At 46.9% G+C, this 23,884-nt stretch carries 21 protein-coding genes; 13 read left to right on the forward strand and 8 right to left on the reverse strand.

Annotated features, from left to right (window positions below; all coding sequences use genetic code 11):
* Positions 1-9 precede the first annotated feature (9 nt).
* Positions 10-1,383 carry an MATE family efflux transporter gene (locus ACO05E_RS15830; protein ID WP_419810455.1) on the reverse strand — a complete coding sequence of 458 codons (1,374 nt, stop codon included), beginning with the start codon at positions 1,381-1,383 and terminating at the stop codon, positions 10-12.
* A gap of 337 nt (positions 1,384-1,720) precedes the next feature.
* On the opposite strand from ACO05E_RS15830, the gene ACO05E_RS15835 reads away from it, so the two are divergent.
* Complete coding sequence (locus ACO05E_RS15835) at positions 1,721-2,410, forward strand: hypothetical protein (RefSeq protein ID WP_419810456.1); 690 nt, start codon at positions 1,721-1,723, stop codon at positions 2,408-2,410.
* A 228-nt stretch (positions 2,411-2,638) separates the two neighbouring features.
* Here the strand turns inward: ACO05E_RS15835 and hepT are convergent, their stop codons facing one another.
* From hepT to ACO05E_RS15850, 3 genes are all read right to left on the reverse strand, one after another.
* Positions 2,639-3,046, reverse strand: coding sequence for a type VII toxin-antitoxin system HepT family RNase toxin (gene hepT, locus ACO05E_RS15840; RefSeq protein ID WP_419810457.1), 408 nt, complete (start codon positions 3,044-3,046; stop codon positions 2,639-2,641).
* On the reverse strand, positions 3,039-3,440 hold the full coding sequence (gene mntA, locus ACO05E_RS15845; RefSeq protein WP_419810458.1) for a type VII toxin-antitoxin system MntA family adenylyltransferase antitoxin: 402 nt from the start codon (positions 3,438-3,440) through the stop codon (positions 3,039-3,041). The genes hepT and mntA overlap by 8 nt, the downstream gene beginning before the upstream one ends.
* Positions 3,441-3,660: 220 nt before the next feature.
* The gene (locus ACO05E_RS15850; protein WP_419810459.1) at positions 3,661-4,137 is read right to left on the reverse strand and encodes a peroxiredoxin; all 477 of its coding nucleotides are present in this window, start codon (positions 4,135-4,137) and stop codon (positions 3,661-3,663) included.
* A gap of 199 nt (positions 4,138-4,336) precedes the next feature.
* Here ACO05E_RS15850 and ACO05E_RS15855 point away from each other — a divergent pair, with 199 nt between their 5' ends.
* The 5 genes from ACO05E_RS15855 (at position 4,337) to ACO05E_RS15875 (ending at position 10,770) form a co-directional block, all read left to right on the forward strand.
* Positions 4,337-4,894: an elongation factor P hydroxylase gene (locus ACO05E_RS15855; RefSeq protein ID WP_419810460.1), complete on the forward strand. Its 558-nt coding sequence runs from the start codon at positions 4,337-4,339 to the stop codon at positions 4,892-4,894.
* Positions 4,895-4,906: 12 nt separating this feature from the next.
* A complete protein-coding gene (gene rhlB / locus ACO05E_RS15860; RefSeq protein ID WP_419810461.1) occupies positions 4,907-6,301 on the forward strand; it encodes an ATP-dependent RNA helicase RhlB in 1,395 nt (464 codons plus the stop codon).
* 77 nt (positions 6,302-6,378) lie between these two features.
* Positions 6,379-6,927, forward strand: coding sequence for a hypothetical protein (locus tag ACO05E_RS15865; protein ID WP_419810462.1), 549 nt, complete (start codon positions 6,379-6,381; stop codon positions 6,925-6,927).
* Between the two features lie 130 nt (positions 6,928-7,057).
* Positions 7,058-9,574: an ExeM/NucH family extracellular endonuclease gene (locus ACO05E_RS15870; protein ID WP_419810463.1), complete on the forward strand. Its 2,517-nt coding sequence runs from the start codon at positions 7,058-7,060 to the stop codon at positions 9,572-9,574.
* Positions 9,575-9,648: 74 nt separating this feature from the next.
* Positions 9,649-10,770, forward strand: coding sequence for a DUF418 domain-containing protein (locus tag ACO05E_RS15875; RefSeq protein WP_419810464.1), 1,122 nt, complete (start codon positions 9,649-9,651; stop codon positions 10,768-10,770).
* 13 nt (positions 10,771-10,783) lie between these two features.
* Here ACO05E_RS15875 and ACO05E_RS15880 read toward each other — a convergent pair whose 3' ends face one another.
* Both ACO05E_RS15880 and ACO05E_RS15885 read right to left on the reverse strand, forming a co-directional pair.
* The gene (locus tag ACO05E_RS15880; protein ID WP_419810465.1) at positions 10,784-12,145 is read right to left on the reverse strand and encodes a diguanylate cyclase domain-containing protein; all 1,362 of its coding nucleotides are present in this window, start codon (positions 12,143-12,145) and stop codon (positions 10,784-10,786) included.
* Positions 12,135-13,121 carry a cytochrome-c peroxidase gene (locus ACO05E_RS15885; protein ID WP_419810466.1) on the reverse strand — a complete coding sequence of 329 codons (987 nt, stop codon included), beginning with the start codon at positions 13,119-13,121 and terminating at the stop codon, positions 12,135-12,137. Before ACO05E_RS15885 ends, ACO05E_RS15880 begins: the two co-directional genes overlap by 11 nt.
* 191 nt (positions 13,122-13,312) lie before the next feature.
* Here ACO05E_RS15885 and yegD point away from each other — a divergent pair, with 191 nt between their 5' ends.
* Positions 13,313-14,683, forward strand: coding sequence for a molecular chaperone (gene yegD, locus ACO05E_RS15890; protein ID WP_419810467.1), 1,371 nt, complete (start codon positions 13,313-13,315; stop codon positions 14,681-14,683).
* A gap of 61 nt (positions 14,684-14,744) precedes the next feature.
* Here the strand turns inward: yegD and ACO05E_RS15895 are convergent, their stop codons facing one another.
* Complete coding sequence (locus ACO05E_RS15895; protein WP_419810468.1) at positions 14,745-15,698, reverse strand: TIGR00341 family protein; 954 nt, start codon at positions 15,696-15,698, stop codon at positions 14,745-14,747.
* Between the two features lie 196 nt (positions 15,699-15,894).
* Here ACO05E_RS15895 and ACO05E_RS15900 point away from each other — a divergent pair, with 196 nt between their 5' ends.
* Both ACO05E_RS15900 and ACO05E_RS15905 read left to right on the forward strand, forming a co-directional pair.
* Positions 15,895-17,664 (forward strand): protein adenylyltransferase SelO, encoded by a 1,770-nt coding sequence (locus tag ACO05E_RS15900; protein ID WP_419810469.1) that lies wholly within the window; start codon positions 15,895-15,897, stop codon positions 17,662-17,664.
* 151 nt (positions 17,665-17,815) lie between these two features.
* The gene (locus ACO05E_RS15905) at positions 17,816-19,339 is read left to right on the forward strand and encodes a B12-binding domain-containing radical SAM protein (protein ID WP_419810470.1); all 1,524 of its coding nucleotides are present in this window, start codon (positions 17,816-17,818) and stop codon (positions 19,337-19,339) included.
* A 399-nt stretch (positions 19,340-19,738) separates the two neighbouring features.
* Here ACO05E_RS15905 and ACO05E_RS15910 read toward each other — a convergent pair whose 3' ends face one another.
* Positions 19,739-20,947: a Fic family protein gene (locus tag ACO05E_RS15910; protein ID WP_419810471.1), complete on the reverse strand. Its 1,209-nt coding sequence runs from the start codon at positions 20,945-20,947 to the stop codon at positions 19,739-19,741.
* Positions 20,948-21,111: 164 nt separating this feature from the next.
* Here ACO05E_RS15910 and ACO05E_RS15915 point away from each other — a divergent pair, with 164 nt between their 5' ends.
* The 4 genes from ACO05E_RS15915 to ACO05E_RS15930 all read left to right on the forward strand — a co-directional run bounded on the left by ACO05E_RS15915 (position 21,112) and on the right by ACO05E_RS15930 (position 23,781).
* On the forward strand, positions 21,112-21,576 hold the full coding sequence (locus ACO05E_RS15915; RefSeq protein ID WP_419810472.1) for a hypothetical protein: 465 nt from the start codon (positions 21,112-21,114) through the stop codon (positions 21,574-21,576).
* 110 nt (positions 21,577-21,686) lie between these two features.
* Positions 21,687-22,151: a hypothetical protein gene (locus ACO05E_RS15920; protein ID WP_419810473.1), complete on the forward strand. Its 465-nt coding sequence runs from the start codon at positions 21,687-21,689 to the stop codon at positions 22,149-22,151.
* A 339-nt stretch (positions 22,152-22,490) separates the two neighbouring features.
* The gene (locus ACO05E_RS15925) at positions 22,491-23,177 is read left to right on the forward strand and encodes a hypothetical protein (protein ID WP_419810474.1); all 687 of its coding nucleotides are present in this window, start codon (positions 22,491-22,493) and stop codon (positions 23,175-23,177) included.
* A gap of 28 nt (positions 23,178-23,205) precedes the next feature.
* Positions 23,206-23,781, forward strand: a complete 576-nt coding sequence (locus ACO05E_RS15930) for a hypothetical protein (RefSeq protein ID WP_419810475.1) — start codon at positions 23,206-23,208, stop codon at positions 23,779-23,781.
* Positions 23,782-23,884: the final 103 nt, after the last annotated feature.

Raw genomic sequence — 23,884 nt, forward strand, 5'->3', positions numbered from 1 at the left:
TCTCTATACTTAACCTATGCGCTTACTGCTCACCCGATACAGCCGATAACCCAGTGCAAACGCCGCTGCGGTTAAACCAATCACCAAGCCACTCCAGAAACCTTCAGCGCCCAAAGGCTGGTTGTCATTAAAGCCTTGCGGATAAAACGCCAGGTAATAGCCCAGCGCCAGGCCAATGGCCCAATACGAAACAAAGGTAATGATCATCACCGGCAGGGTATCCTGATAACCCCGCAACGCACCGGCAGCGCCAACCTGAACCGCATCCGACAGCTGAAAAACCGCCGCGAACAGCAATAAACCCGATGCAATTTTGACCACTTCAGGGTCGGGAGAATAAAGGCTGGCGAGAAAGCCCGATAAGGTCACCATCAGGGTCGCATTAAAGGCCGCAACCCCCAGATTGGTTTTTACGCCCAACCAGGCAGCACGTTGCGCCAGTTCTGGTTGATTGCTGCCCAGATGATGACCAACACGAACAGTGAGCGCCATCGCCAGACTCAGAGGAATCATAAAGGTCAGCGACGACAGATTCAGCGCCACCTGATGCCCGGCAACAATCACCGGGCCAAGTTCGGTCAGAAATAATGCAATCACTGAAAATAAACTGACCTCAAAGAAAATGGCCGTACCAATCGGCAGTCCTAAGGCAATCACGGCTCTGACCTGACTCCAGTCCGGCTGGCGAACTTCCTGCCATAACGGTGTTTCTGCGGTTAAACGGTGTTTGCGGGTGTTGAGCGCCATGGCGATAGCCAGGCCGGTGAAGATCAGAGTTGAGCCAATACCACAGGCGACACCGCCTAATTCCGGCAGGCCAAACCAGCCGTACAAAAACAAGCCATTGGCCGGAACATTAAGCACCAGCCCGGCCAGCATAATGCGGGTAACATGGCCGGGCTGATTAAGTGCTTCGGCGTAAAAGCGATAAGCGAGAAAAATACCCGCCGAAGGCATGCCCAGCGCGATGGCAAATAAATACTGGCGGGCAATATCGGCCGTAACCGGGTCATCGACGATGATGGGCAATAACTGCGATAAGCCCATGAGTGTCGCTGCTGACATCAGGCCAAATAAAATGCCGGTAACCAGGGCCGCAGACAGTAACTTAGGTAACTGCGTGGTTTTGCCAGCGCCATTAAACTGCGCTGCCAAAGGCGAAAGGGCTACCAATACTCCAGCCAGAAACAACCAAACGGGTAACCAGATTGACGTACCAATTGCCACCGCCGCCAGATCTGTTGTGCTGATATAACCCGACATTAGTGTATCGATCGTTCCCATTCCAATCTGTGCTAACTGCGTGGCAAGGATTGGCAGCGTTAGCTTGCGCAGGGCGCGTAATTCCTGGCGGGTAAAATCTGGATTATGGCTGGTGGTCATGTTCTGGCTATACATCTGAGAGGTGAACTATTGGGGCAGGGCATTGTGCCCTGAGAGGCACGTAGAAGGAATTGTTTTTTGTTAACACTGGATAAGCTTTGATAATCAACATGATGGGGAGTGGGTTAGGACGTTCTTAATGTAATGATGAAGTGCCCTCCGGTTGCTCATAATACAAATATCAATATTATAATAACCGGGTGCGGCTTATACGGGAATTTGAAGGAACTTATCAACTTCAACAAGAAATAGGGAGAAGTATGGTGATCTATGCAGCAGAATTTTCGACAAATACGCTGCTGCTTTGGAATGATTTATTTAACTGGAGCGATCGTTAGTGTGGCAAATAATTCATGATTGGAGTGACGTCTGTCACTCCTGTTGGCTGGATAGTTATTGGTATGGACAAATATTTCCCTTTACTTTACTTGTATTGTGGACATTTGCTGTTTTTATAACGAGGAAGGAGTCTATTAAAGAAGGGCGTGCAAAGAACTTTAATATCTCTTTTCCGGTAAAAATTCCAATTTATGAGAAAAAAATCCGATTGTGTTTTCACATTCTTCTGCCATTTATTATTGTGGAGGTTTATTGGGTTGCTAGCTCTATTTCTTATACTTATGAGGTTTTAACCGACCAATATATTGATGAGGACTATGAACGACTCAGAAATAGGATTGTAGAAGGGTCAGTTAATTGTATTCAGGGTTATCATATTGAAAGTTATGAATTTAAATCAGGCAAGAATTTTGGTGATCACTATATTAAATTTTCTGATCAGCAGGAGCTTCTTATGGATGGTTATGATAATAATAAGTACTGCTATGGAAAATCAAAATTCTTTTATGATAAGTTTTATAAAATTAAAGATGATTTAAATACTGATGATATTGAATTTAAAATATGCTGGGTTGTTGATGTGAATGATCGAAAGTCTTTAAGATCTAAAGATAGAGGGAAATGTATTTTTGAAATGAAATACCGGGTTGTTGAGCCGGAATCTGATATAAGTGTTCATAAAAAATAATAAGGAAGGTCGTTTGCTGCGATAAACCGTAGTAGTTCAGACCTAATCTGATCTCGCGCTATTCCCCAAATAGCGACTGTCATGACTGAGCTGAGTTACACTCTGGTGTTATCAAAGCCAAGATAACCGATATAAAGTCGAGGCGTATTCATTGAATGAGGAAGATTTTATTCGCTCGACTGGTATTGTGACTTTGAATATCAGACCTGAACTAATTCACCTGAGCTACTAGACGTTACTGCTAGCAATCTGCTTAGAAAATTCTTCGAAATCTGTCAGATGGTTATTAACTACAGCAATAACGATATCAATATTGAGGGTCTGGTAGTCATGGACTGCAATATTTCTAAGGCCCACCATCTTCTGTAATTTTTCACTTATATCCTGGCTAATCAGCCCTGCATTCGCTGTCAGCTCGAAACTGTTGCGGGATGACTGAGGAACTCCCAGTGACCGTTGCCGTATAAGGTAGTTGCATATGTCTATGCTGGCCTCGCAAGCACGTTGCAGATTCAGGATAACTGAATCCTGTTTTGTATAATTGCTGCGAAACTCGGTTTCGTCTGTGAACTCCTCATTAATACGTTTCAGGCATCGCTTGATGGTGGCTAGTTTATTGATCAGCACATCATTCATTTTTTAATTCCTTCACAAAATCCTCAAGAATGCCTTGTCGGGCTTCTTGAAGGCTGCCATACATGCTGTATGTCTGCATGGCAAACAGATCTGCATCATGCTCGGTGCCATAAAGCAAAATACCATCGGATACGATTTGAAGTCGAAAAACGGTTGATGCCTTGGATAGGTCAACTAAATCAACATTGGCATCCAGCTTCAGCGCGATTTCCTGGGCTAACTCCCAGCATTTGACTGAATCGACCTTGCGTTCAGTCAGTATCGCGACGTCCCAATCACTTTGGTTGTCTGACTGGTCGCGAGCTTGTGAGCCAAACAGGTACACCAGCTTCAAACCCGGAAGCGTTGAAGCTATTTGTAATATGTTGTTTTGCTGCTCGGGTGATATAGCCATGATTTGAAGTTCAGTTGAACAAGATTTAGGGGATAATATCAATTGATTTGGATTTCAAACAACAGATTTGAATTACCAATTGATTTGAGTGTATACACCTGAGATGGGAACGACTAAGGCGGGATATGCCGTTATAAACGGCCGTGTGGCCGTTGATTTAACCTTCAGTATTTTAAGGGGATAAAAATCCCCAAAAAATACAATCAAAGCAGGTTTGAGCTTACTTCAACGCCGCTAGCATGGTTTCAGCATTGCTGACTTCAAACGCTTGTGGTGCTTCAACGTTTAATTCAGTCACAACGCCGTTGTCGATAATCATGGCGTAGCGTTGTGAACGAACACCACCAAACCCAGCGGTGTCCATCTCAAGCCCCAGTGCTTTGGTGAAGCTGGCATCGCCATCGGCCAACATCATAATATCGCCAGCATCTTGTGCTTTGCCCCAGGCATTCATCACAAACGCGTCGTTTACTGAAACGCAGGCAATGATATCGGCACCGGCCGCTTTCAGGTCAGCGTTTAATGCAATGTAACCCGGAAGATGTGCTTCGGAGCAGGTTGGGGTGAACGCGCCGGGCAGAGCAAACAGAACAACGCGCTTATTGGCGAACAGCTCGCTGGTGTTATGTGCTTGCATGCCTTCGCTGTTAAATTCGTTAAGAGTAGCGCTTGGTAAGGGTTGGCCTTTCTGAATCATGGGTCTTCTCCTGATGCGAGTGATCGAATGTAGGGGGTGAACAAGTATTGAATAAGTTTTGTACCGCATGGCCGCCAAAACATCAACCAGCTATCAGTTTGGCAGAGTGCTTGTGAGTTGCGCTAAGTGCCTATGAGTTGCAGTCAGTGTCATTTAAAATGGCGGCCAAAGCGAGTCAGCCAGACTCAATGTTGTAAGAGTGAACAGTTTGTTGTTGAAGATAGAAGACCTGATCGGCCTGTTTAACCGGCTGTTTCAGGAGAGTGAAAATACCATTTTGGTGGCGGGTGACGATGAGCCTATCTATTTACCCGCTGATGATCAGCATCCACATCATCGGGTGATCTTTGCCCACGGGTTTTACGAATCGGCGCTGCACGAAATCAGCCACTGGTGTATTGCCGGTAAAGAGCGCCGCCAGCTGGTGGATTTTGGCTACTGGTATGAGCCGGATGGCCGCAGTGCCGAGCGCCAGCGAGAATTTGAGCAGGTTGAGGTAAAACCGCAGGCGGTGGAGTGGTTGTTATCAGAAGCGTGCGGTCGTAAGTTTCATGTCAGCACCGATAACCTCGATGGCGACCCGGCAGAAGTGCAGGCTGGCTTGCAGCGTTTCAGCGAGAATGTGGTGCAACAAGCGCAAACCTACCTGTCGCAAGGGCTGCCTCCCCGGGCGGAAGTGTTAAAACAGGCGTTATTAGATTATTATCAGCGTCATCATCAATTCAGCGCCGAGTTATTTGAGCTGGAGCGTCTGTAAGCGGAGTTCGTTTTGTTAAAAAAATTATTCGGTGGGGCTGATAAAAAGCCAGCCGCACAGAAACAATCTGGCAAGAAAAACCAGAATCCTCAGGGCAAAAGCCACAAAAAGAGCAATCAGCCCGCGCGCGACACGCACAAAGCGGAACATCTGGCTCATAAAGGGGCCGCAAAGAAAAAAGGCGCTGGCAATAAGAGCCGTCAGCGTAAGCCTCGCATCGAAGACACCCCATGGAATCCGGCTGACTTTAAGGTTGAGCCGATGGAAGGCAAGGTTCGCTTTCACGATCTGGACTTGCCCGAATCCGTGATGCGCGGTGTGCATGAACTGGGCTTTCAATACTGTTCTCCGATTCAGGCGCAAAGTCTGCCTGCTGCGTTACGTGGCCGTGACACCATTGGTCAGGCACAAACCGGCACCGGCAAAACCGCCGCTTTCCTGCTGACCATTCTGAATCAGCTGCTGACCGACAAAATTGAAGAGCGTTATGCCAGCGAACCGCGGGCGTTAATCGTTGCACCAACCCGCGAACTGGCGATGCAAATTGGTAAAGATGCTGAAGGCCTGGCGAAATACACCGGCCTTAACGTGTGTACCGTCGTTGGTGGTATGAACTACGAAGAGCAGCGCGCTCAGCTACGCAATGAAGTGGTTGATATTCTGGTGGCGACGCCAGGCCGTCTGATCGACTTTATGCGCAGCCAGGATGTCTTCCTGGATCAGATCGAAGTGCTGGTGCTGGACGAAGCCGACCGTATGTTGGACATGGGCTTTATCCCGGATGTACGCCGTATCGTGCGTGCCACGCCACCAAAAGATGAACGTCAGACGTTACTGTATTCCGCTACTTTTAACTACGATGTGCGTATTCTGATTGATCAGTGGATGTTTGATCCGTTAACGGTCGTGATTGAGCCGGAACAGGTCACCACTGACCGGGTCACCCAAACTCTTTATCTAGTTGCCGAATCGGATAAATACGATCTGCTGGCAAAAATCCTTGAGCGCGATAAACCTGAGCGTTGCATCATCTTCGCTAACCGCCGTGACTTAACCCGCAACCTGTGTGACAAGCTGAATAAAAATGGCCATGTTTCCGTGCTATTGTCCGGTGAGGTGAACCAGCAAAAACGTATTCGTACGCTGGAGCGTTTCCGCGATGGTCACGTCAGCATTATGGTCGCGACCGATGTGGCGGGGCGTGGTATTCACGTTGATAACGTGAGTCATGTAATTAACTTTACTCTGCCGGAAGACCCGGAAGATTACGTTCACCGTATTGGTCGTACTGGCCGTGCGGGGGCGAAAGGCACTTCGATCAGCTTTGTTTCCGAAGATGATGCGTTTAACCTGCCACCGCTGGAAAAATACCTGGGCACTAAACTGGAATTAACTCAGCCTGACTAATAGCTCTGAGAGAGTGAGCTTAAAAGAACAGGCCGGAGCAAATGGGCTCTGGCCTTCTGCCGCTAAAGGAATGCTTTGTGAAATTGTTGTTTGTTTTTCTGGCTTTCTTCCTGCTTCTTCCCGTTTATGCGGCGGATTCTTCCTACAATACCAAAGAGCCGCTGCGCAATACCAAAGAACCGCTACACGGGGCTGAAGTCCCCTTGCACAGTGCTCAGCCAACCTGGGTTAGCCCTCAGGCAGCCGAAATATACCTTTATAAAACCCGCTCATCCCTGATGCAGGGCAGTCATAACGACCATGTGGTATCGCTGTATTTTTTTGGCGAATACCAAAACCGCACCTTAATTGGCCTTGAGCGGGTCAAAGGCGAAAACTACCAACAGTTTTTCTCGTTATTGGTTTTTGAAAAAAAAGATCTGCTGGGTTATTACCAGTATGTGCCCAGCTTTCCAGCAGCTGTCGAAACGTCGGGTAGGGTGGTTTTTCCGAAGCGATTCAGACCAGAGCTGGCTAATAAAAACGAAATTTTTTCGTTAGCGAAAAATGATTTCCCGCCACTGTGTTTTCCTTATCAAAGCGCCTGTGCCCAATGGCAAGCGGTTTTACTGCTGATAAAGGAGTGACGATACAAAGTTGTCTTTTTATCGTCACTGAATTGTCACCGATTGTTATCTTTTCTGAAGCTTTTTTCAGCTTGACTGATTCCTCGTCGCAGCGACTGGCTGCAGTTGAATGACTTGGACAGGAGGCAATATGAAAAAAACAATACTAGGGATGTCACTGATGGCTTCGGTGTCATCGGCGCACGCCGCATTATTGATTAATGAAGTGGATGCAGATCAGGCCAGCACCGATAACGCTGAGTTTGTTGAACTTTACGACGGTGGTGAAGGTAACACCGTACTGGACGGACACTCGCTGGTGCTGTTTAACGGGTCTAACGACAGCAGTTATAAAGCCATTGATTTAACCGGCTACCGCACCAACAGCGACGGATTTTTTGTGCTGTGTGGAAATGCGGCTAATACGGAAAATTGTGATCTGGATGTCAGCCCTGATACCAATCTGATTCAGAATGGCGCAGACGCGGTCGCGCTGTATCAGTCCGGAGCGGCTAATTATCCCAATGGCAGCACTGTTAATGCAGAAAACCTGGTAGACGCTCTGGTATATGACACCAGTGATGCCGACGATGCTGTTTTGCTGAGTTTATTAAATCCGGGCCAGGCGCAGGTGAATGAAAACGAAAACGGCAATAAAGACACGGAATCTAACCAGCGTTGTGGTGACGGTATTGCCGGTAATACCGATGGTTATCGTCAGGCTGCTCCGACCCCGGGTGCTGCTAATCGCTGTGATGTTGCGCCACAACCAGTGATTGGTCAATGCGGAGAAAGTTCGCAGAGCCAGTTTGCCTTAATCAGTGAGGTACAGGGCGAAATTACCGATTCGCTGAACGATGACAGTCCGTTATCAGGCCAGCAAGTTATTGTTGAAGCGATTGTGACGCTTGATAAACAGGGTGGTCAGCTGGCGAATGGCGATGATTCCTTCCAGTACAGTGGTTTTTGGTTACAGGAAGAGAGTGAAGATAGCGATAACAATGCACGTACGTCAGAGGCGGTGTTTGTATTCGATTTCCGCAATGCGGTGAATGTTGGTGATAAAGTCCGCCTGTTAGCCAGCGTTGACGAATTTAATGACACGACTCAGTTAGAGAATGTCAGTGATTTGATTATCTGCTCTTCCGATAACACACTACCGGCACCGGTTGCTGTGAGCTTGCCGGTAACGGATTTGGCGGATTGGGAAGCGCTGGAAGGGATGCGTGTTACCAATAATCAGAATCTGGTGGTGAGCGATTTATTTGGCACCGGCTTTGGTTTTGGTAATAACGGTGAGTTTGTGGTGTCGTCACGCCTGCATTTTCAACCCACAGAAATTGCGCTGCCGGGCTCCCCGGAAGCTGCAACTGCTGCCGCCGAACGTCCGCTGGATGTGTTGTTAATTGACGATGGTGTGGCAGCTCGTTATCCATCATTCATTCCTTTTCCGGATGACAGTGGCTTTGCCGCCGATAACCCGATGCGTATTGGTTATGAAGTGCCGGAATTTACCGGTGTGATTGCTGAATTCCGTGATAACTACCAATTAATTCCGGAGTCCGTCACCATCGTTGCAGCAAATGAGCGTACGCTGGCACCGGTTGTGGACGATGAAGCCAATCTGGTTGTGGTGGGCATGAATGTGCTGAATTACTTTAATGGTGATGGCCAGGGAGGTGGTTTCCCAACGGTACGAGGTGCCCGCACTGCTGAAGCATTTGCGTTGCAAAGTCAGAAAATTGTGGCGGCATTACAGGCTATGAATGCTGATGTGATTGCCTTGATGGAGCTGGAAAATGACGGCTTTGGTGAAAACAGCGCTATCCAGACACTGGTGAATGAACTGAATGCATTACAGGCCGAAGGTGATGAATACAGCATTATTAATCCGGGAGTTGAGCAGATTGGCAGCGATGCTATTGCTGTGGGGTTAATTTACCGCGCAGAAAAACTGACCGCCGTTGGTGAAACTGTGATTCTGGATAGTGCTAATTCGCCGTTAGACAGTGACGGTAATCCATTATTTATTGATGATAAAAACCGGCCTTCATTAATTCAGACCTTTGAATTTATGGAAGAGAATTTAACCATCTCGGTGAATCACCTGAAGTCTAAGGGCTCAGCCTGTGGTGAAGAAAATGAAGGTGCTGATGGACAGGGTAACTGTAACCAGACCCGTCGTAAGGCCGCTCAGGCGCTGGTCAGCTTTTTAGCCACACAGCCCACTGGTATCGACACCGATCAGGTTATGATTCTGGGAGATCTGAATGCTTACAGTCAGGAAGATCCGATGCAGGAGTTTTATAACCAGCAATTTACCAATCTGAAATACACTGATAGAGCTCAGGAAGAGCAGCCGTATTCGTTTTCTTTCAGTGGTTTTTTAGGTTCGCTGGATCATGCGCTGGCTTCTGACAGCTTGCTGGAAAACGTGGTGAGTGTGGATGCCTGGCATATTAACTCGGTTGAAGATTCACTGATGGACTATCAGACTGAAGAAAACGGCCAGAACTTCCGCTCAGTGGATAATTACGCTGCGCCGGATGCTTATCGCTCTTCTGACCATGATCCGATTGTCGTTGGCCTGAAATACGAAGAAGTGGGTGGCTCTCTGTTCTGGTTGCTGGTTCTGATGCCTGTTGCAGGATTCGTTCGTCGTCGTTAACTGATCTGAGGTTTTGTCAATCCGGGTTCCGGTTGTTACTCTCATTGAGAGTATCAGCCGGAACCCGTTTTTACATGAACCAGACCAGTCAAATCCTTTCTACTCAACAAACTCCTGCTGCTTCACAGCGCCACAGACAGTACAACAGGCAACGCAACAGTGGATTCGATGTTGCCCGGGCGCTGGCTATTTTTGGCATGGTGATTGTGAACTTTAAAATCGCTATGAATGCCGAGTCTGGTACGGCTTTGGGATTGTGGTTTGCCAGCCTGTTTGAAGGCCGGGCTTCGGCATTATTTGTTATGCTGGCAGGTATCGGAATTACTTTTCTGACGCGACAGGCACGAGCATCCAACAATCCTGAAGAAATTCGCGTGAAACGCATGTCGCTGATAAAGCGAGGGCTATTGCTGATTGTATTAGGGCTAGCTTATATCCCAGTTTGGGAAGCGGATATTCTTCATTTTTACGGTGTTTATTTTTTATTGGCAACGGCAGTATTTATGGTCTCCGGACGTTTTTTGCTGCGGTTAACGATGGCGCTGATTATGGCTTTCCCGGTGATGATGCTGGTGTTTGATTATGATCAGAACTGGCATTGGCCAACATTCAGCTATCAGAATTTCTGGACGCTTGATGGTATGATTCGCCATCTTTTCTTTAATGGGTTTCACCCATTTTTTCCCTGGGCCGGATTTTTGGTATTGGGAATGTGGCTGGGGCGTCAGGAATTAAATGATACAGCTGTCCAGCGCCGCTTGTTTGTATCCGCATTGGTGGTGTTTTTGGTTGTTGAAAGTGTCTTTTATGGGCTCAGACTCATTGCTCCTGCGGAATTACAACCTGTGCTGAGCATCAGCATTATTCCACCATTACCACAATATATGATATCCGCTGCCAGTACTGCAGTGATGATATTACTGGCTTGTTTGGTGTTGACGACACGCTTTCCGAATGCACGTATTATTCAGTGGCTGGCCAGCACCGGGCAGTTGGCGCTCACCTTATACGTTGCTCATGTCTTGTTGGGGATGGGAACATTAGAAGCGATTGGGCAGCTATACAATCAAACCATTGAGTTTGCCTTATTCAGTGCCGCTGTGTTTTCCGTCAGCGGTATAGCCTTCAGCGTGATCTGGTTACGTTATTTTCGACAGGGGCCATTGGAATGGCTGTTCCGTTATCTATCACGCTGACCTGTATTAAGCATTAGTCCGAAGTCGCTGCATTAAAGACCTGATAATTGTTTTTACCCTGTTGTTTTGCCTGATACATCGCCAGATCAGCTGCGTGCATAATATCGGTGACGGTCATGCCGTGCTCCGGATAAAACGCCACCCCAAAACTGCCCGAGAGCGGGAAGTGTTCGTAAGGTGCAGGCAGTGGGTCGCTTAACAAGGTTAAAATGGTGTCACAAAGTGGCTGAATAGACGCCTGAGAAGACAGCTCCGGGATCAGCATCACAAATTCATCACCACCAAGTCGGGATAAAGTGATGTTTTTATAGCCCGCCGTTTCACAATATTGATGCAGCCGGTTTGCCATTTCACGCAGCACAACATCGCCATGATGATGCCCGAGCTGATCATTAATTTGTTTAAAACCATCCAGATCAATAAAAATCAGACACGCATGTGTGGTCTTATTGCCAGACAGCAGAGACTCTAATTTGGCGGTAAAGTAGCGACGATTATTTAAACCGGTGAGCTGATCAACTTCACTGATTCTTTTCTGCTCGCTCAGGCGGGTTCTTAACTGATAGCGATTAAAAATAAAGACGACCATGATTAACGCCAGAATCGCCGAATATGTCATCAGAAATAATTTAAGATTCTGTGCGTGAGAAAGTTTTTTATTGTGCTTCTGACGCAACAGCTGATCTAAATTATGCAGGTTTTTCTGTATCGGGTTATTCAGAATCGCATATAAAAACTGAGCTTCCTGCTGTTGATATTGCAGCAGGCGTTGTGCATGAGAAATAAAGCTGGTTAACGACTCATTGTCTGCATAACGATCCTTCATCAGTTTTGACAGCTGGCTTTTGCCGCGACTCATGCTGGCAATATCCGACAGTGCCCTGTTATTAATTAAATCCAAATTGATTTGCGCAATCAGCTCTTTTTGCTTCTGGTTAACATTGTGCTCTTGCTGATGAAATATCTGGTGCTGGAGCTGAGGTAAATAGCGTAAGGAATTACTCAGCAGGGCCTGAGTTGATTTAAATCCTTCAATGGCCAGCAGGCGTTTGTCGTGGGAAACCTCAAGCGCGGCCAGTGCTATTTGTACGTCTTCCTCAGGCTGAAGCAGTTGTTGCTGCAACTGCTGCAGATGGTTTCTGGCTAAACGCTGGTTGTCTGCCAGTGTGTCGTAATTCTGATCGAGGCCAGTGCGTGCGCGTAGTACCGCTTCTGACAGCGCAGAATGTTGCTGGCGTAATTGTGCTAGCGCGCTGAATTTATAATTATCCTGCATGATGCTGTCATTCGAGCTGTGCTGCAGTAGCCACAACAACGGGAAAGATAAAAAAACGGTGACAGCAATGCTGCCAAGAAGGCTACTGTTATTGCTCATAAGGAATGCCGGTCAGGCTGTTGAGGAAGGCGGCAATATCCGCAAGATCCTGCGGTTGTGGCTCAATGCCTAACTGATAACGAAACATAATATGAATGGCATCTTCCAGGCTCTCGGCTGAACCGTCGTGAAAATAGGGGGCAGTCAGCGCGACATTACGCAGGCCCGGCACCCGAAACACGTGTTTGTCGCGAGCTTGTTTGGTCACTGCATAAAAGCCCTGATGGCGAGGAAAGTCACGTTCTTCATCAGGAATATAGTGGCGTATCACCCCCAGCTTCTGACGCAGGTTTCCACCTAAAGCCACGCCCTGATGGCAGCTGACACAGCCAAAATGTTTGAATTTTTTCAGACCGGCTTTTTCCTGTTGTGATAATCGCTGAATATCTCCCAGCAGATACGCATCAAAACGAGAAGGCTGAGTGAGAGATTTCATATAACTCACCACCGCATCTGTGATACTGGCTTTATCAACATCAGTGTAGTTAGCCTTGTGAAATAAGGCAGGATACTCTTCATGCTTAGCCAAACGCTCAATCAACTCAGGCCAATTCATACCCATGACTTTGGGGTTAGTAAGTACGGCATCAAAGTGTCGCTCAAGCGTTGCAAATTTACCGCTCCAGTTCTGATATAACAGCAGGCTGCTGTATGCAATACCGGGGGAATTCAGCATGGAGAGTTTGCCAAACCGATCGTGAGTTAACGGAGTATTCAGGCCATAGCCATAGTGTTTAAGGTGACAGTGTTCACAGCTAATAGACTGATCGATCGACAACAGCGGGTCGCTGAACAGTTTTTGCCCAAGCGTTGCCTGATCATCAGGAATCTCAAAAGGAATCAGTGGTGAAAAGATGCGCTGGTCTACCAGCACATACTCTTCGGCATTATCGACATCTGTCTGCAACGGGGTGGTTGCCCAGGCTATCGGCGTCAGCAAACTGCTTAAAATAATGATAAAAAACTTAATGGGCATAAAAACTCCGATAACCTGTATTCAGATTAACAACCCTGCGCAAAGGTTCAACCTTGCTTGATTACAAATTGTAACCCCTCAATGTAAAACGCTACATCCGGGTTTTTACCGCTTGTCTGATTGGTTGTCGGGCAATGCTTATGGTAATGTCCGCGACCTTTTGATATTTCAGTGAATGGGCAGGTCGCAGTATGATCTCGGGTTTTGATTTTGGCACGTCTAATTGTGCCCTGGGTGTTCTTCCTGCGGGACAACAAGCGGTGTCTTTATTGCCACTTGAGCAGGGAAAAGCGTTCTTGCCATCTGCCCTGTATGCGTTATCGCGCGAGCTGATCAGTGAGTACGTTGGCTTGCATATTGCCGATGACAGTACACGTCAGGACTTTATTGAGCGGCGCAAAAGCAATCTGGCTCAGGCCCGGCGGGTACGTCAGGAAGAGGGCTTTGCCGCCGACGAGCAGAGTCTGTTTTTTGGCCGGGAAGCGTTTCAGCAATACTTCGACTGGCCGGAAGATGGCTACTTCGTTAAATCTCCTAAATCGTTTCTTGGTGCCAGCGGCTTGCAGGCGCCACAGCTCGCCTTCTTTGAAGATATCGTCAGTGCCATGATGCAGCATGTAAAGCGTCGTGCTGATCAGCAGGCGGGTGCAGAGATTACCCACACGGTTATTGGTCGGCCGGTGAACTTTCAGGGGTTGAACGCCAGTGAAAGTAACCAGCAAGCGCTGGATATTCTGTCGGTGGCGGCCCGTCGTGCCGGTTTTAAAGAAGTTGAATTCTTATATGAGCCGATTGCCGCCGGTTTGTATTACGAGCAGGCGCTGCAACAGAATCAAACCGTGCTGGTGGTCGATGTCGGTGGTGGTACCACCGACTGCGCATTGGTGCGTATGGGGCCGGACTATTGCCACAAAGACAACCGTGAAGCCGACTTCCTTGGCCATAGCGGTGAGCGGGTAGGCGGTAACGATCTGGATATTCAGCTGGCAGCGCATCAGTTATTGCCACTGTTTGGCTCGGAATCACTGATGAAAACCGGCAAGCCAGTACCGAAGCAGGCCTTCTTTAATGCGGTTGCCACCAACGACGTCAGTGCGCAAACCACTTTTAATAGCCTGGAAACCGGCTTGTATCTCGATCAGCTGGTACGGGATAACGCCGAACCGGATCTGATTCGCCGCTTTGTGCGCCTACGTGAAGAGCGCCAGAACCATCATCTGGTGCGCAGTGCGGAGCAGGCCAAAATTGCCTTGTCGGATAATGATCAGACCCAGGTCGATTTAGCCTATGCGGAAGCGGCGTTGTCGCATGATATTAGTCGCAATGCTTACGCCGAAGCGGTTGAACGCCCGGTTGATAAAATGGTGGCCTTGATGGATGAAGCGCTGGCACAGGGCGGCTGTCAGCCAGATTGCATCTATGTAACCGGCGGTACTGCGCAATCACCGGTTGTGCGCGCAGCGATTGAACGCAAACTGGGTAATATTCCCGTTGTTGATGGTGATCACTTTGGCAGTGTGGCGGCGGGCCTGACCGTTTGGGCGAACCGGATTTACGGTTGATAATTTTATACCGTTATCAAGATGGCGTAATGCTAATGTTTACTGGCCGCTTTCGGCTGTCTTAAACAGACAGCCGATAAATCAATAAACCAATCAAGCCACACCAGAACAGAGTGCCCACAATAAAGATGGTCAGGGCGGTTCGTTGTTTTTCCACTTCGCGCGGCTTAATGCCTTTAATCCGCATCGTGACCTGCGCCGTCAGATTCACCGAAGCAATGTTCGCCAATAACAGCAAGGCAGCACCTTCGGCTTGTGGCAATGCGCCGATGCCCAGGCAAATACCTAAGGTCACAGTTGGCGGTAATAAGGCAACAGCCACCATAACTCCGACTAATACCGAAGAAACGCCGGTAGTGATGGATAACGCTGCGGCTGCGCCGGATGCTAAGGCCAGAGCCAGTGCTTCCATACCGACGTGTGTGCGTGACATCAGTTCGGGTGTCAGCGTGATGTTCGGATAGATAAACGCCAGTAATACCGATAGCACCAGAGCAAAGGCAACGCCTATCACCAGAGTTCTGGCCGCGTTTACGATGCCTTTGACTTGCCCCAACGTGGTCGAGAGCGACAACGCCAGATTGGGGCCAAGCAGAGGTGCAATTACCATTGCGCCAATAATAACGGCCACATTATTTTCAATTAAACCGATGGCCGCCACGATGGTGCTCAGGAACACCAACATCAGATAATGACCATCGAGCTTGCCCTGAGTTTTCAGCTCGCTGAGTAATGCTTCACGAGATTGCGTGCTGGTATTGTTGCCGCTGCTCTTATCGTAGGGCAGGGCAATTTCGAGTGGGTAGGCCAGAACCCTGAAATTACTTTTACCTTCCATCAGAGCTTGCAGCTGATCGAGTAGTTTTTGTGAGCGCGATTTTTCAATCAGAATTTTAATGCCAATCTGTTTGTCGCTGGAGCTGCTGATCCAGTGGTCTCGGGCATTATTCTGTTTTGCGAGGCGGATAATGGCGTCTTCGTGACTTGCGGGTGCGATGGCTTCGATAGTGATCATAACGCGTTTAAATACCGTGTCCGTGGTGACTGAGGGTGATTTTAACGTTCACTTTGTTTCGATGACCAGCCTCTTTGTTGAAGCGATATGCTGTTCGCCGGAATATCTGGTGAGCGTAAGACAGTGTCAGGTTTGTGTTTTTCAAGTACGCTGCCGAGTAAACTGACCCATATTGTTTACTGCCGGGCAACCTTTCATGTCGTCTTCCTCTCCTGTATCCACTGCCAAGCTGATCTCCAGTTTTAGCGAGTTCAGCGCGCAGGCGGATTATTCCTTGCTGGAAAATCTGAATATCAACCCGGACGCCCGGGACGATGGTATGGAGCATCAACCGCGGCAGGTGTTTTCCGGGCATTATGTGCCGGTGGTACCAACTCCGATTGCTGAGCCTGAATACATTGCGCATAGCACTACTTTATTTGCTGAACTCGGCTTGGATGACTCGCTGGTGGAGGATGAAGCCTTTGCCAAGATTTTCGCGGCTGATATTTCTCCTGTTTTGGAAGAAGTGTCGGAAGGAGAGCTAGGTGAGGCTTCATCCATGCGCCCTTATGGCTGGGCGACAGGATATGCATTGTCGATTTATGGCCGGGAATATATTCAGCAGTGTCCGTTTCGTACTGGCAACGGTTATGGCGATGGACGGGCGATGTCGATATTTGAAGGCGTGTTTGACGGCAAGCGCTGGGAGATGCAGTTGAAGGGCGGCGGTCGTACGCCGTATTGTCGCGGAGCCGATGGTCGTGCGGTATTGCGCTCCAGCGTGCGCGAGTTTTTAGCTCAGGAGCATATGCACGCCTTAGGTATTCCAACCTCACGCTCGTTGACCTTATTTACCTCCAAAGCCGAAACCGTGACTCGCCCCTGGTATTCCGAACAATCACAAACCTACGAGCCAGATATTCTGGTCGATAACCCGGTAGCAATTTCTACTCGTGTTGCGCCATCGTTTTTACGCGTTGGCCAGGTGGAGTTATTTGCTCGCCGTACCCGCAAGCATGAATATGACCACGCACCGCAAGAGCTGAAGTTAATTGTTCAGCATCTAATCGAGCGAGAATATAAAGACGACATTGATACGACGTTATCCTTCCCTGATCAGGTGATTAAATTGGCGGAATGTTTCCGTGGTCGTTTAACTACGCTGGTAGCGAACTGGATTCGCGTAGGCTTCTGTCAGGGTAACTTTAATAGCGATAATTGCCCGGCTGGTGGTTACACCCTGGATTACGGCCCGTTTGGTTTTTGCGAGCAGTTTGATCCGCAATTCCAGCCGTGGACAGGCGGCGGTGAGCATTTCTCCTTCTTTAATCAACCCGCAGCGGCAGAAGCTAACTTCCATATGTTCTGGAAATCAGTGCGCACACTGCTGGAAATTGAGGGTGATGATGTTTACATACAGCAGCTGGATGAGGTTCGCCGGGGCTTTGAAAAAGAACAACGCATTGCTATTCAAATCATGTGGGCAGCCAAATTGGGCTTAGTGGATGCAGGCGGTTACGATGAAGCACTGACCAGTCAGTTATTGTCGCTGCTGCATCAATCACAAGCCGACTACACGCGCTTCTTTCGCGAATTATCATCCGTTCCAGCCAGTATTGAGCCGTTAAAAGCAACCTTCTATCTCGAAGATTCTGAACACTTAAACGAGCAATGGCAAAGCTGGTTAGCGCAGTGGCGCAATAAGGTTCTGGAAAATCAGGATGAAGAGACAGTTTCTGCAAAAATGAAACAAACCAATCCGAAATATACCTGGCGCGAGTGGCTGGTAGTTCCGGCTTATCAGCAGGCGATGCAGTCTTGTTCTGATGGAAGTGGTAATTACGATCTGGTGAAAGAACTGCAGCAGGTGTTAACCCATCCTTATGATGAACAAACCCCTGAAGTGAAGGCCAAGTTTTATCGTCAGAAACCGGCCGAGTATTTTCATGCTGGTGGGGTGTCGCACTACAGTTGTTCGTCTTAAGGCAGAATTTGAGCGATAAGTGCTTTGTTTGACTTACCGTTTGCGAGCATATGCTTTTTATATTGGGTTTATATTGACAAAAATAATTATATAAAATATACAAAACCCAGGCATAAGCCACAATATATTGAGTATCGCAAACGGAATTGCCATGACTACAACAAAAAACATTGATGAGAAAGCTTCTGGATTGGTTACAAAGAACAGTAATATTTTACTGATTGATTTAAACAATGAAGCGCCTTTTCCCACCCTCGCAATTGGTTATTTAATAACTCCATTAAAAGCAGCAGGCTACCATGTAGACGTATTTTCGCCTCTTGCTTACGCCTCTAAGTTATTGCCGCGCGACGTACAGGAAACCTGGAAAAACTACGCAGCACAGCGTATCCGTCATGCAGCTTCGCCGATGATTGAGTGGGCAAATGGGCTTATCTACGACACCGTTGCAAAATATCGATTCCGCGCGACAAAGCAATTCAAACAGGCAGTCGATAAGACAATAATTAAGGATAAAGTAGACGCTATACTCATCTCTGCTTATTTACAATATCGAGAAATGACGGAAGTCATTTGTGCCAGAGCTAAACAGCAAGGTATACCTGTCCTGCTTGGTGGGCCATTTTTTAATGTCAAAAATGTGAGCGAGCAGTGGCTGAATATCGATGGTGTAACAGCAATTTTTGGTGGTGAACCGGAATTTGTGTTGACTGATCTGGTCGATGATTTGCTCAATGAGCGAGACCTGAGCCTTCATCATGGTATATTCACGCGGGCCAATTTTTCTTATGCGCAAGCTGCCCCGCCGTTGGCAATGACCAACGAGTTACCAATCCCCGACCTGGACTTTTTTAAATGGGATAACCACCCTCACCGTATCGTACCTCTAATGACTGGCCGAGGATGTGGTTGGGGGAAATGCTTGTTTTGCAGTGATGTGACCACCTCTAGTACCCGAGGCTACAGAAGTCGCCCAACTGAAGCCGTTCTGCAAGAAATACAAACGCAAGCTAATCGTTATAACTGTAAAAACTTTGTTTTCTTCGATAGTAAATTAAATTCTGATCTTGAAATGTGGTACACGCTTATCGATAAAATGCAGGACGTTGTGAGTGGTGCCACATGGGTTGCAACAGTGCACGTAGACGGTAAAGGAGAAAATGGCCTGGACCGCGATACATTACAGCGTGCGTTCGATTCTGGCTTGCGACGCATAGGTTTTGGTTTAGAAACCGGCAGCCAGAAACTGAATAATCGCATGCTCAAAGGAACCAAAGTCGAGAGAATGGGCCAATTCATTAAGGATGCCAGCGATATAGGAATCAGTATACGATCGTCGATGATGTTAGGTTATCCAGGAGAAACCCATGAAGATATTGAGCAAACAATAGCATTTATCACAGAGCATTTTGAATATCTGGACCGACTTCATCTGTCTAAATTCAAGGCTATTCCCAGTACCGCTTTTGAAACTCGATACAATAAGAAACCTTCCAAATATCCAAGTATTAGCAATATGACTTGGGATAATACTTTTGCCAGGGCAGATTATAAATTTACGCCACCGCGCAAAAATCAATATCGAAAAGCAAAAAGAGAATTAATTCGTTTGATTCATGAAATTAACAAAAAACCACTGTTGGACTCAGCTCAGCAGTTCAATGGCATTATGTGATGGAGGGTTTTCACCTTTAGGGTCAATATCATTACTTGAAAGTCAGATAGTTAGGTATCTATTTGGTTTGCCGATTGAAATTAACGTAGTACGGTAGTTGCATTGAAGACTGATTTGGAGGCAGACTATGCAAACCGTAACCAGCCAGGCATTCAATCAAAACCCGGCAGCAGTGAAACGAGCTGCGACGAAAGAGCCAGTCAAAATTACCGAGCGTGGCAAAGGTGTCACACGTTCCGTCGTCTATTGCTGAATATGAGCAGCTTACTGGGCAATCACCTAATATCGTCGACATGCTAGCAAGCAATATCTCTTACACCCTAAGTCGCTCCTCAAGTCAGCCTCATAGTCGAATAGCTGCTGAATATAATGGCTTTACCTAAAGCGAGAAGGTGGCCTTCAGTTAGCCTGGTAGCTCTTGGTGTTTAGATAATATCGCAGTCCACGGCCAACCCCTTCTGACTTTAAACAGTCTTTGGCGAGTAAATCGCTTAAGTCACGGGTGGCGGTTGCTTTGGAATATTTACCTAAAGCTGCGTATTTTTGCGCGCTGACGCCATTAGGAAAGCCTTCTTTCCCGGCTTTGAATATCTTATTTAAAACCGTTTTCTGGCGCCCTGATAACTCCGTATTTTTGTGTCGTTGCCAGAATTCGGTTTTATCAAATATTGTCGCTATTTTTTCGGCTGCTTCGCCTTGAGCTGCGATCAGGGTTTCGATAAACCAGTTAAGCCAAGAGGTGATATCCAGCACTTCTGGGTCATCTAATTCTGAGACGTCACAACAGCTCGCCACATTCAGTTGGCGATAATATTCCTTTTTGTTTTTTTCGATATGAGTCGACATACTGAGTACAACTGGCATACCTAAGTCCTGCGCCAGCGCATATTCGATGATGGCGCGGCCGATCCGGCCATTACCGTCATCAAACGGGTGGATGACTTCGAACCACAAGTGAGCGATACCAGCGCGGATGACGCCCGGTATTTGCTGGTTGTTTTGCTGGTCATCTGGATGAGTGTCTTGCTGATTAAACCAGTTCAGGAATTCAGTCATTAATGCATCAAGATCTTGAGCGGCAGGTGCTTCGTAATGCACACGCTCATAGCCTGGTTTTGGTAAAGAGTCCCCGGAGACGATTTGCATCGGTTCCGGGCTATCTCGCCATTGCCCAACAGTCAGGTCGCTGTGCAGGATATTGTCTTCAAATCCGGCCCCAGTTCCGTAAAAGAGCATGCGATGCCAGTTGAACAGTATCTCTTTGCTGAGCGGCTGATTGAAATGTTTACGTACGTCTACAATCAGCGCCGCCATTCCTTCCGCTTTAACGTCAGCGACATTGATGGGAGTAAGGGTCAGCTTCAGGTAATTCTGTAACGATGAGCGCACACTGGCTGGATTCAGGTTCTCACCTTCGATCAGACTGGTATTGATCGCCTCATCCACCATCAGATCCAGCTGAGCGGTTATGGAGTCGTCCTGATCGGTTTGCGACAGGCTACCGGACAGCTGGGCTGCTTGTTTGGCGTACTGGTAGGCCAGAGCCGACAGCTTGTCGTTGTTATAGCTGAAGTTGGGCCAGTGTTTGTGTTGCCAGATGTAGTTCATGGGCTGCCCGGGTGGCTGTGTTGTGCCTTGTTTATAGTGCTGTGAGCCGCAAAACTCAGATTTGCGGCTCATTGTCAGTTTTAACTAGCGTAGAATAGGTTTCTTTAAAGTGCTTCAGCGGCACTCGCAGATAAATCGGTGCCAAGTAATCTGGTAAGGAAGCTATGAAAATATCACTTGCTCTGCTGGTAGCAGTCCTTGTTTTTCCATTGTCTGCAGTAGCAGAATCTCCCTGTGCCAAGGAGTATATTCCGCTGGTTGATTTCAAAGGGTCGGTTGAAGCGAGACAAAATGGCAATCTTGTTCATTATTCAATAAAGATACCTCGTGCTATTAACCGGGGAGAGTACGTTTCCTCGAAATTTTTCTTTGAAAGCACAGACCTTAAAAACTATACGATCAGGTCACCATTTCACTTTAGGGAACACGATGAAACTACTCTTATCGGGGAGTTCTCGGCAAAACCAGGTCATTCTGATTCCGCTCTGATTGTCGATTATGCTCCTGGAGGAGGCCAAGGCTGCGGCCAGTTTCTCTGGTTGCCAGTTAAACATAATCAGTCGGTCGATTTTTCGTCTATGACAGTGGATGACCTAAAGCGCGCTGGCTATAGCTTTTATGCTGATTAGACGTGTGCATACTAAATTCTGCTTTAACTGACGTAGAATGGATCTTCATTAAAACGCCCAGTGACGCCAGTTAGTTCGCTGGTGTCACTGGAAAACAGAAGGGAAGGTCTTTGGTTAGCGTCGTTGGTTTTATCATTCTGATTTTTGCCGTTTTCCTATCTATGCCCTGGTGGATGGCCAAGCTTACGCATTGGGATGCAAAGCATGCCCGCTGGAGCGTATTTAACGACTATTCGAAAGTGCCAAGGGTTTGGGGGGCAGGAGCGCGCGGAAACGTGATTGTGATGCCGCTTTTTCTCTGTGCTGCTCCCCTTAACTATGGGGGTTCCAACAACGATTTAGTGTTTATTCTTATCGGTGTTGGTGGGGTTATGTTTTCATTCTCTCTGTTTCCCCTTGGAACGGCTCTGAAGCAAAATCTTGGTTCATGCCGGAAGTATCTGGGCGTTGCCGCCGCGACTGAAGCCCTTCTTATTCTTGGTTTTCATTATTTGCCAGGTGGTAATGGTTTGGCTGGTTTCTTGAGTCTTGTGGTCGCTATCGCTATTGGGGTGGATGTGGATTTATTACAGTGATGAGGGAGAACGCTATTTGAGTGTTTTGCCGTAGTATGCAGCTGTATAGCTAAGCTCCATGTGCTCGAATCAGAAATTGTTAGATGTTTGGTTACAATCTGATCATGTGTAGTGAAATAGTTATTTGATATTGTTTAAGTATTTGATATTAAAGGGGAAAAAATTTTCATGCTTGTTTGTGTTTCTATTAAAGAAGAGCAAACGCGCCGTTGTGGTCTATTCTGTAGTTCGTTAGAGTACTTGGCATACAGTCGCAATTGAAACTGTTAGGTGATACCATTATCAAAAGACTGGATTATGCCTGAGTATTGTCGAAAGTAACTTTTAAACGGCGGCTCTATGGCAAAGCTTGGATATATTATGGAAAAGAAGATATTCGACCGTTCAACATGGACAGAAGCTGAGCGTGAGTATAATGAGTTAGTGATGTCCTGCGCCAAGGCTTCCTCTGACTTTCAATTAAGTAATAGTAGTACCCCTCATGCTATTTTTTTAATAAATGAGCTGGTTAAAAAGTCATTTCGCGAGGTTTTACTTTTTTCTGGAAGTCTTAGTTTAAAAAATATTTGCGCTTCGGAAAAAGACCCTGAGTACTCGCTATATTCTAATTCTCATTTATTAAATACCTTCCGTCAGTTCTTAAGTGCTGATTTTGTTGAGGGTGCTAAAGAATTAAAAATTGTCGTTGAGCAAGATGTTGATGGTGGAGATGATAATCATCCATTGATTAATATCGCGAGAGAGCTTCATGACGAGAAAAAATTAATAGCTGACTTTTCTGTGAGGAAGCTAACTAGCCAAGCTGTCGATATGCTTAAAGAACTTAATATGAATAATCACTTCTTTGTGGGTGATGGAAAGTCATATCGATTTGAAACTGATATAGAAAACCATAAAGCTGTTGCTAATTTCGGTGATTCAAGTACGGCAAATAAACTTCGGGATATTTTCAATACACTATACACATGTGATAGCGCTAAGGTGGTTGAATTGAATAAAAATGCTATATCCCAGTTTCGGGTTTAGTTGTTAGGGTTGTGATAGGGACGTTGGTTTGCTGCTTTTTGCTGATTTTAGTTCTTTTTTAGAGATTTGTTTTGGTATAAATCTGGTTTTTACGTATTGGGACGTGGCGTTAGATAGAGCAAGAGAGTCATTTTCTAGATATATCGATCCCCAGATTAAGAAAGTGAAGGCATCTGAAAATTATAGGCCTGATGAGCATGAGGACCCAAGTATTGTTCATATCACCAACGAGTTGAAAGTGTTTCTTAATACACTTGAGTCCGAAACGGATAATATATACAGCTCTATGGAGAGGTTTGCTAATGGGAATAGATCTGGTGCTAGGTCGGCTGCGATTATTTGTTTAGTTCTGCTGTTCGCGATAGGGATGTTTCCTGATGTGAAAATGGCTTGGTGGGGAGCTGGTTTTGTATTTCTTTTATGTTTACCTATGCTTGTCGGCTACGCTCAGTTGAGGAGAAAAGCGAGTAAGGGTAAAGAGGTTTTGGAAAAAATTATGCACTCTGGTGATGCCTTATTAGATAAATATGATGCAGCGGCAGAAATCTTAAAAAAACACACTAGATGGATGGAGCAAAGGCAAGAAGGTTGTAAGGCATCTTAGAATAAGAACGGCTATGCATTTTTTCAATGCAGGGTTGTATGTCTTAATTGCTTTTTGTGTTGCGGGTTGACCCTAGCGATATTATGTAATTTCCTAAGCATTC

Source organism: Bacterioplanoides sp., from assembly GCF_965226395.1.
Classification (GTDB): Bacteria; Pseudomonadota; Gammaproteobacteria; order Pseudomonadales; family Oceanobacteraceae; genus Bacterioplanoides.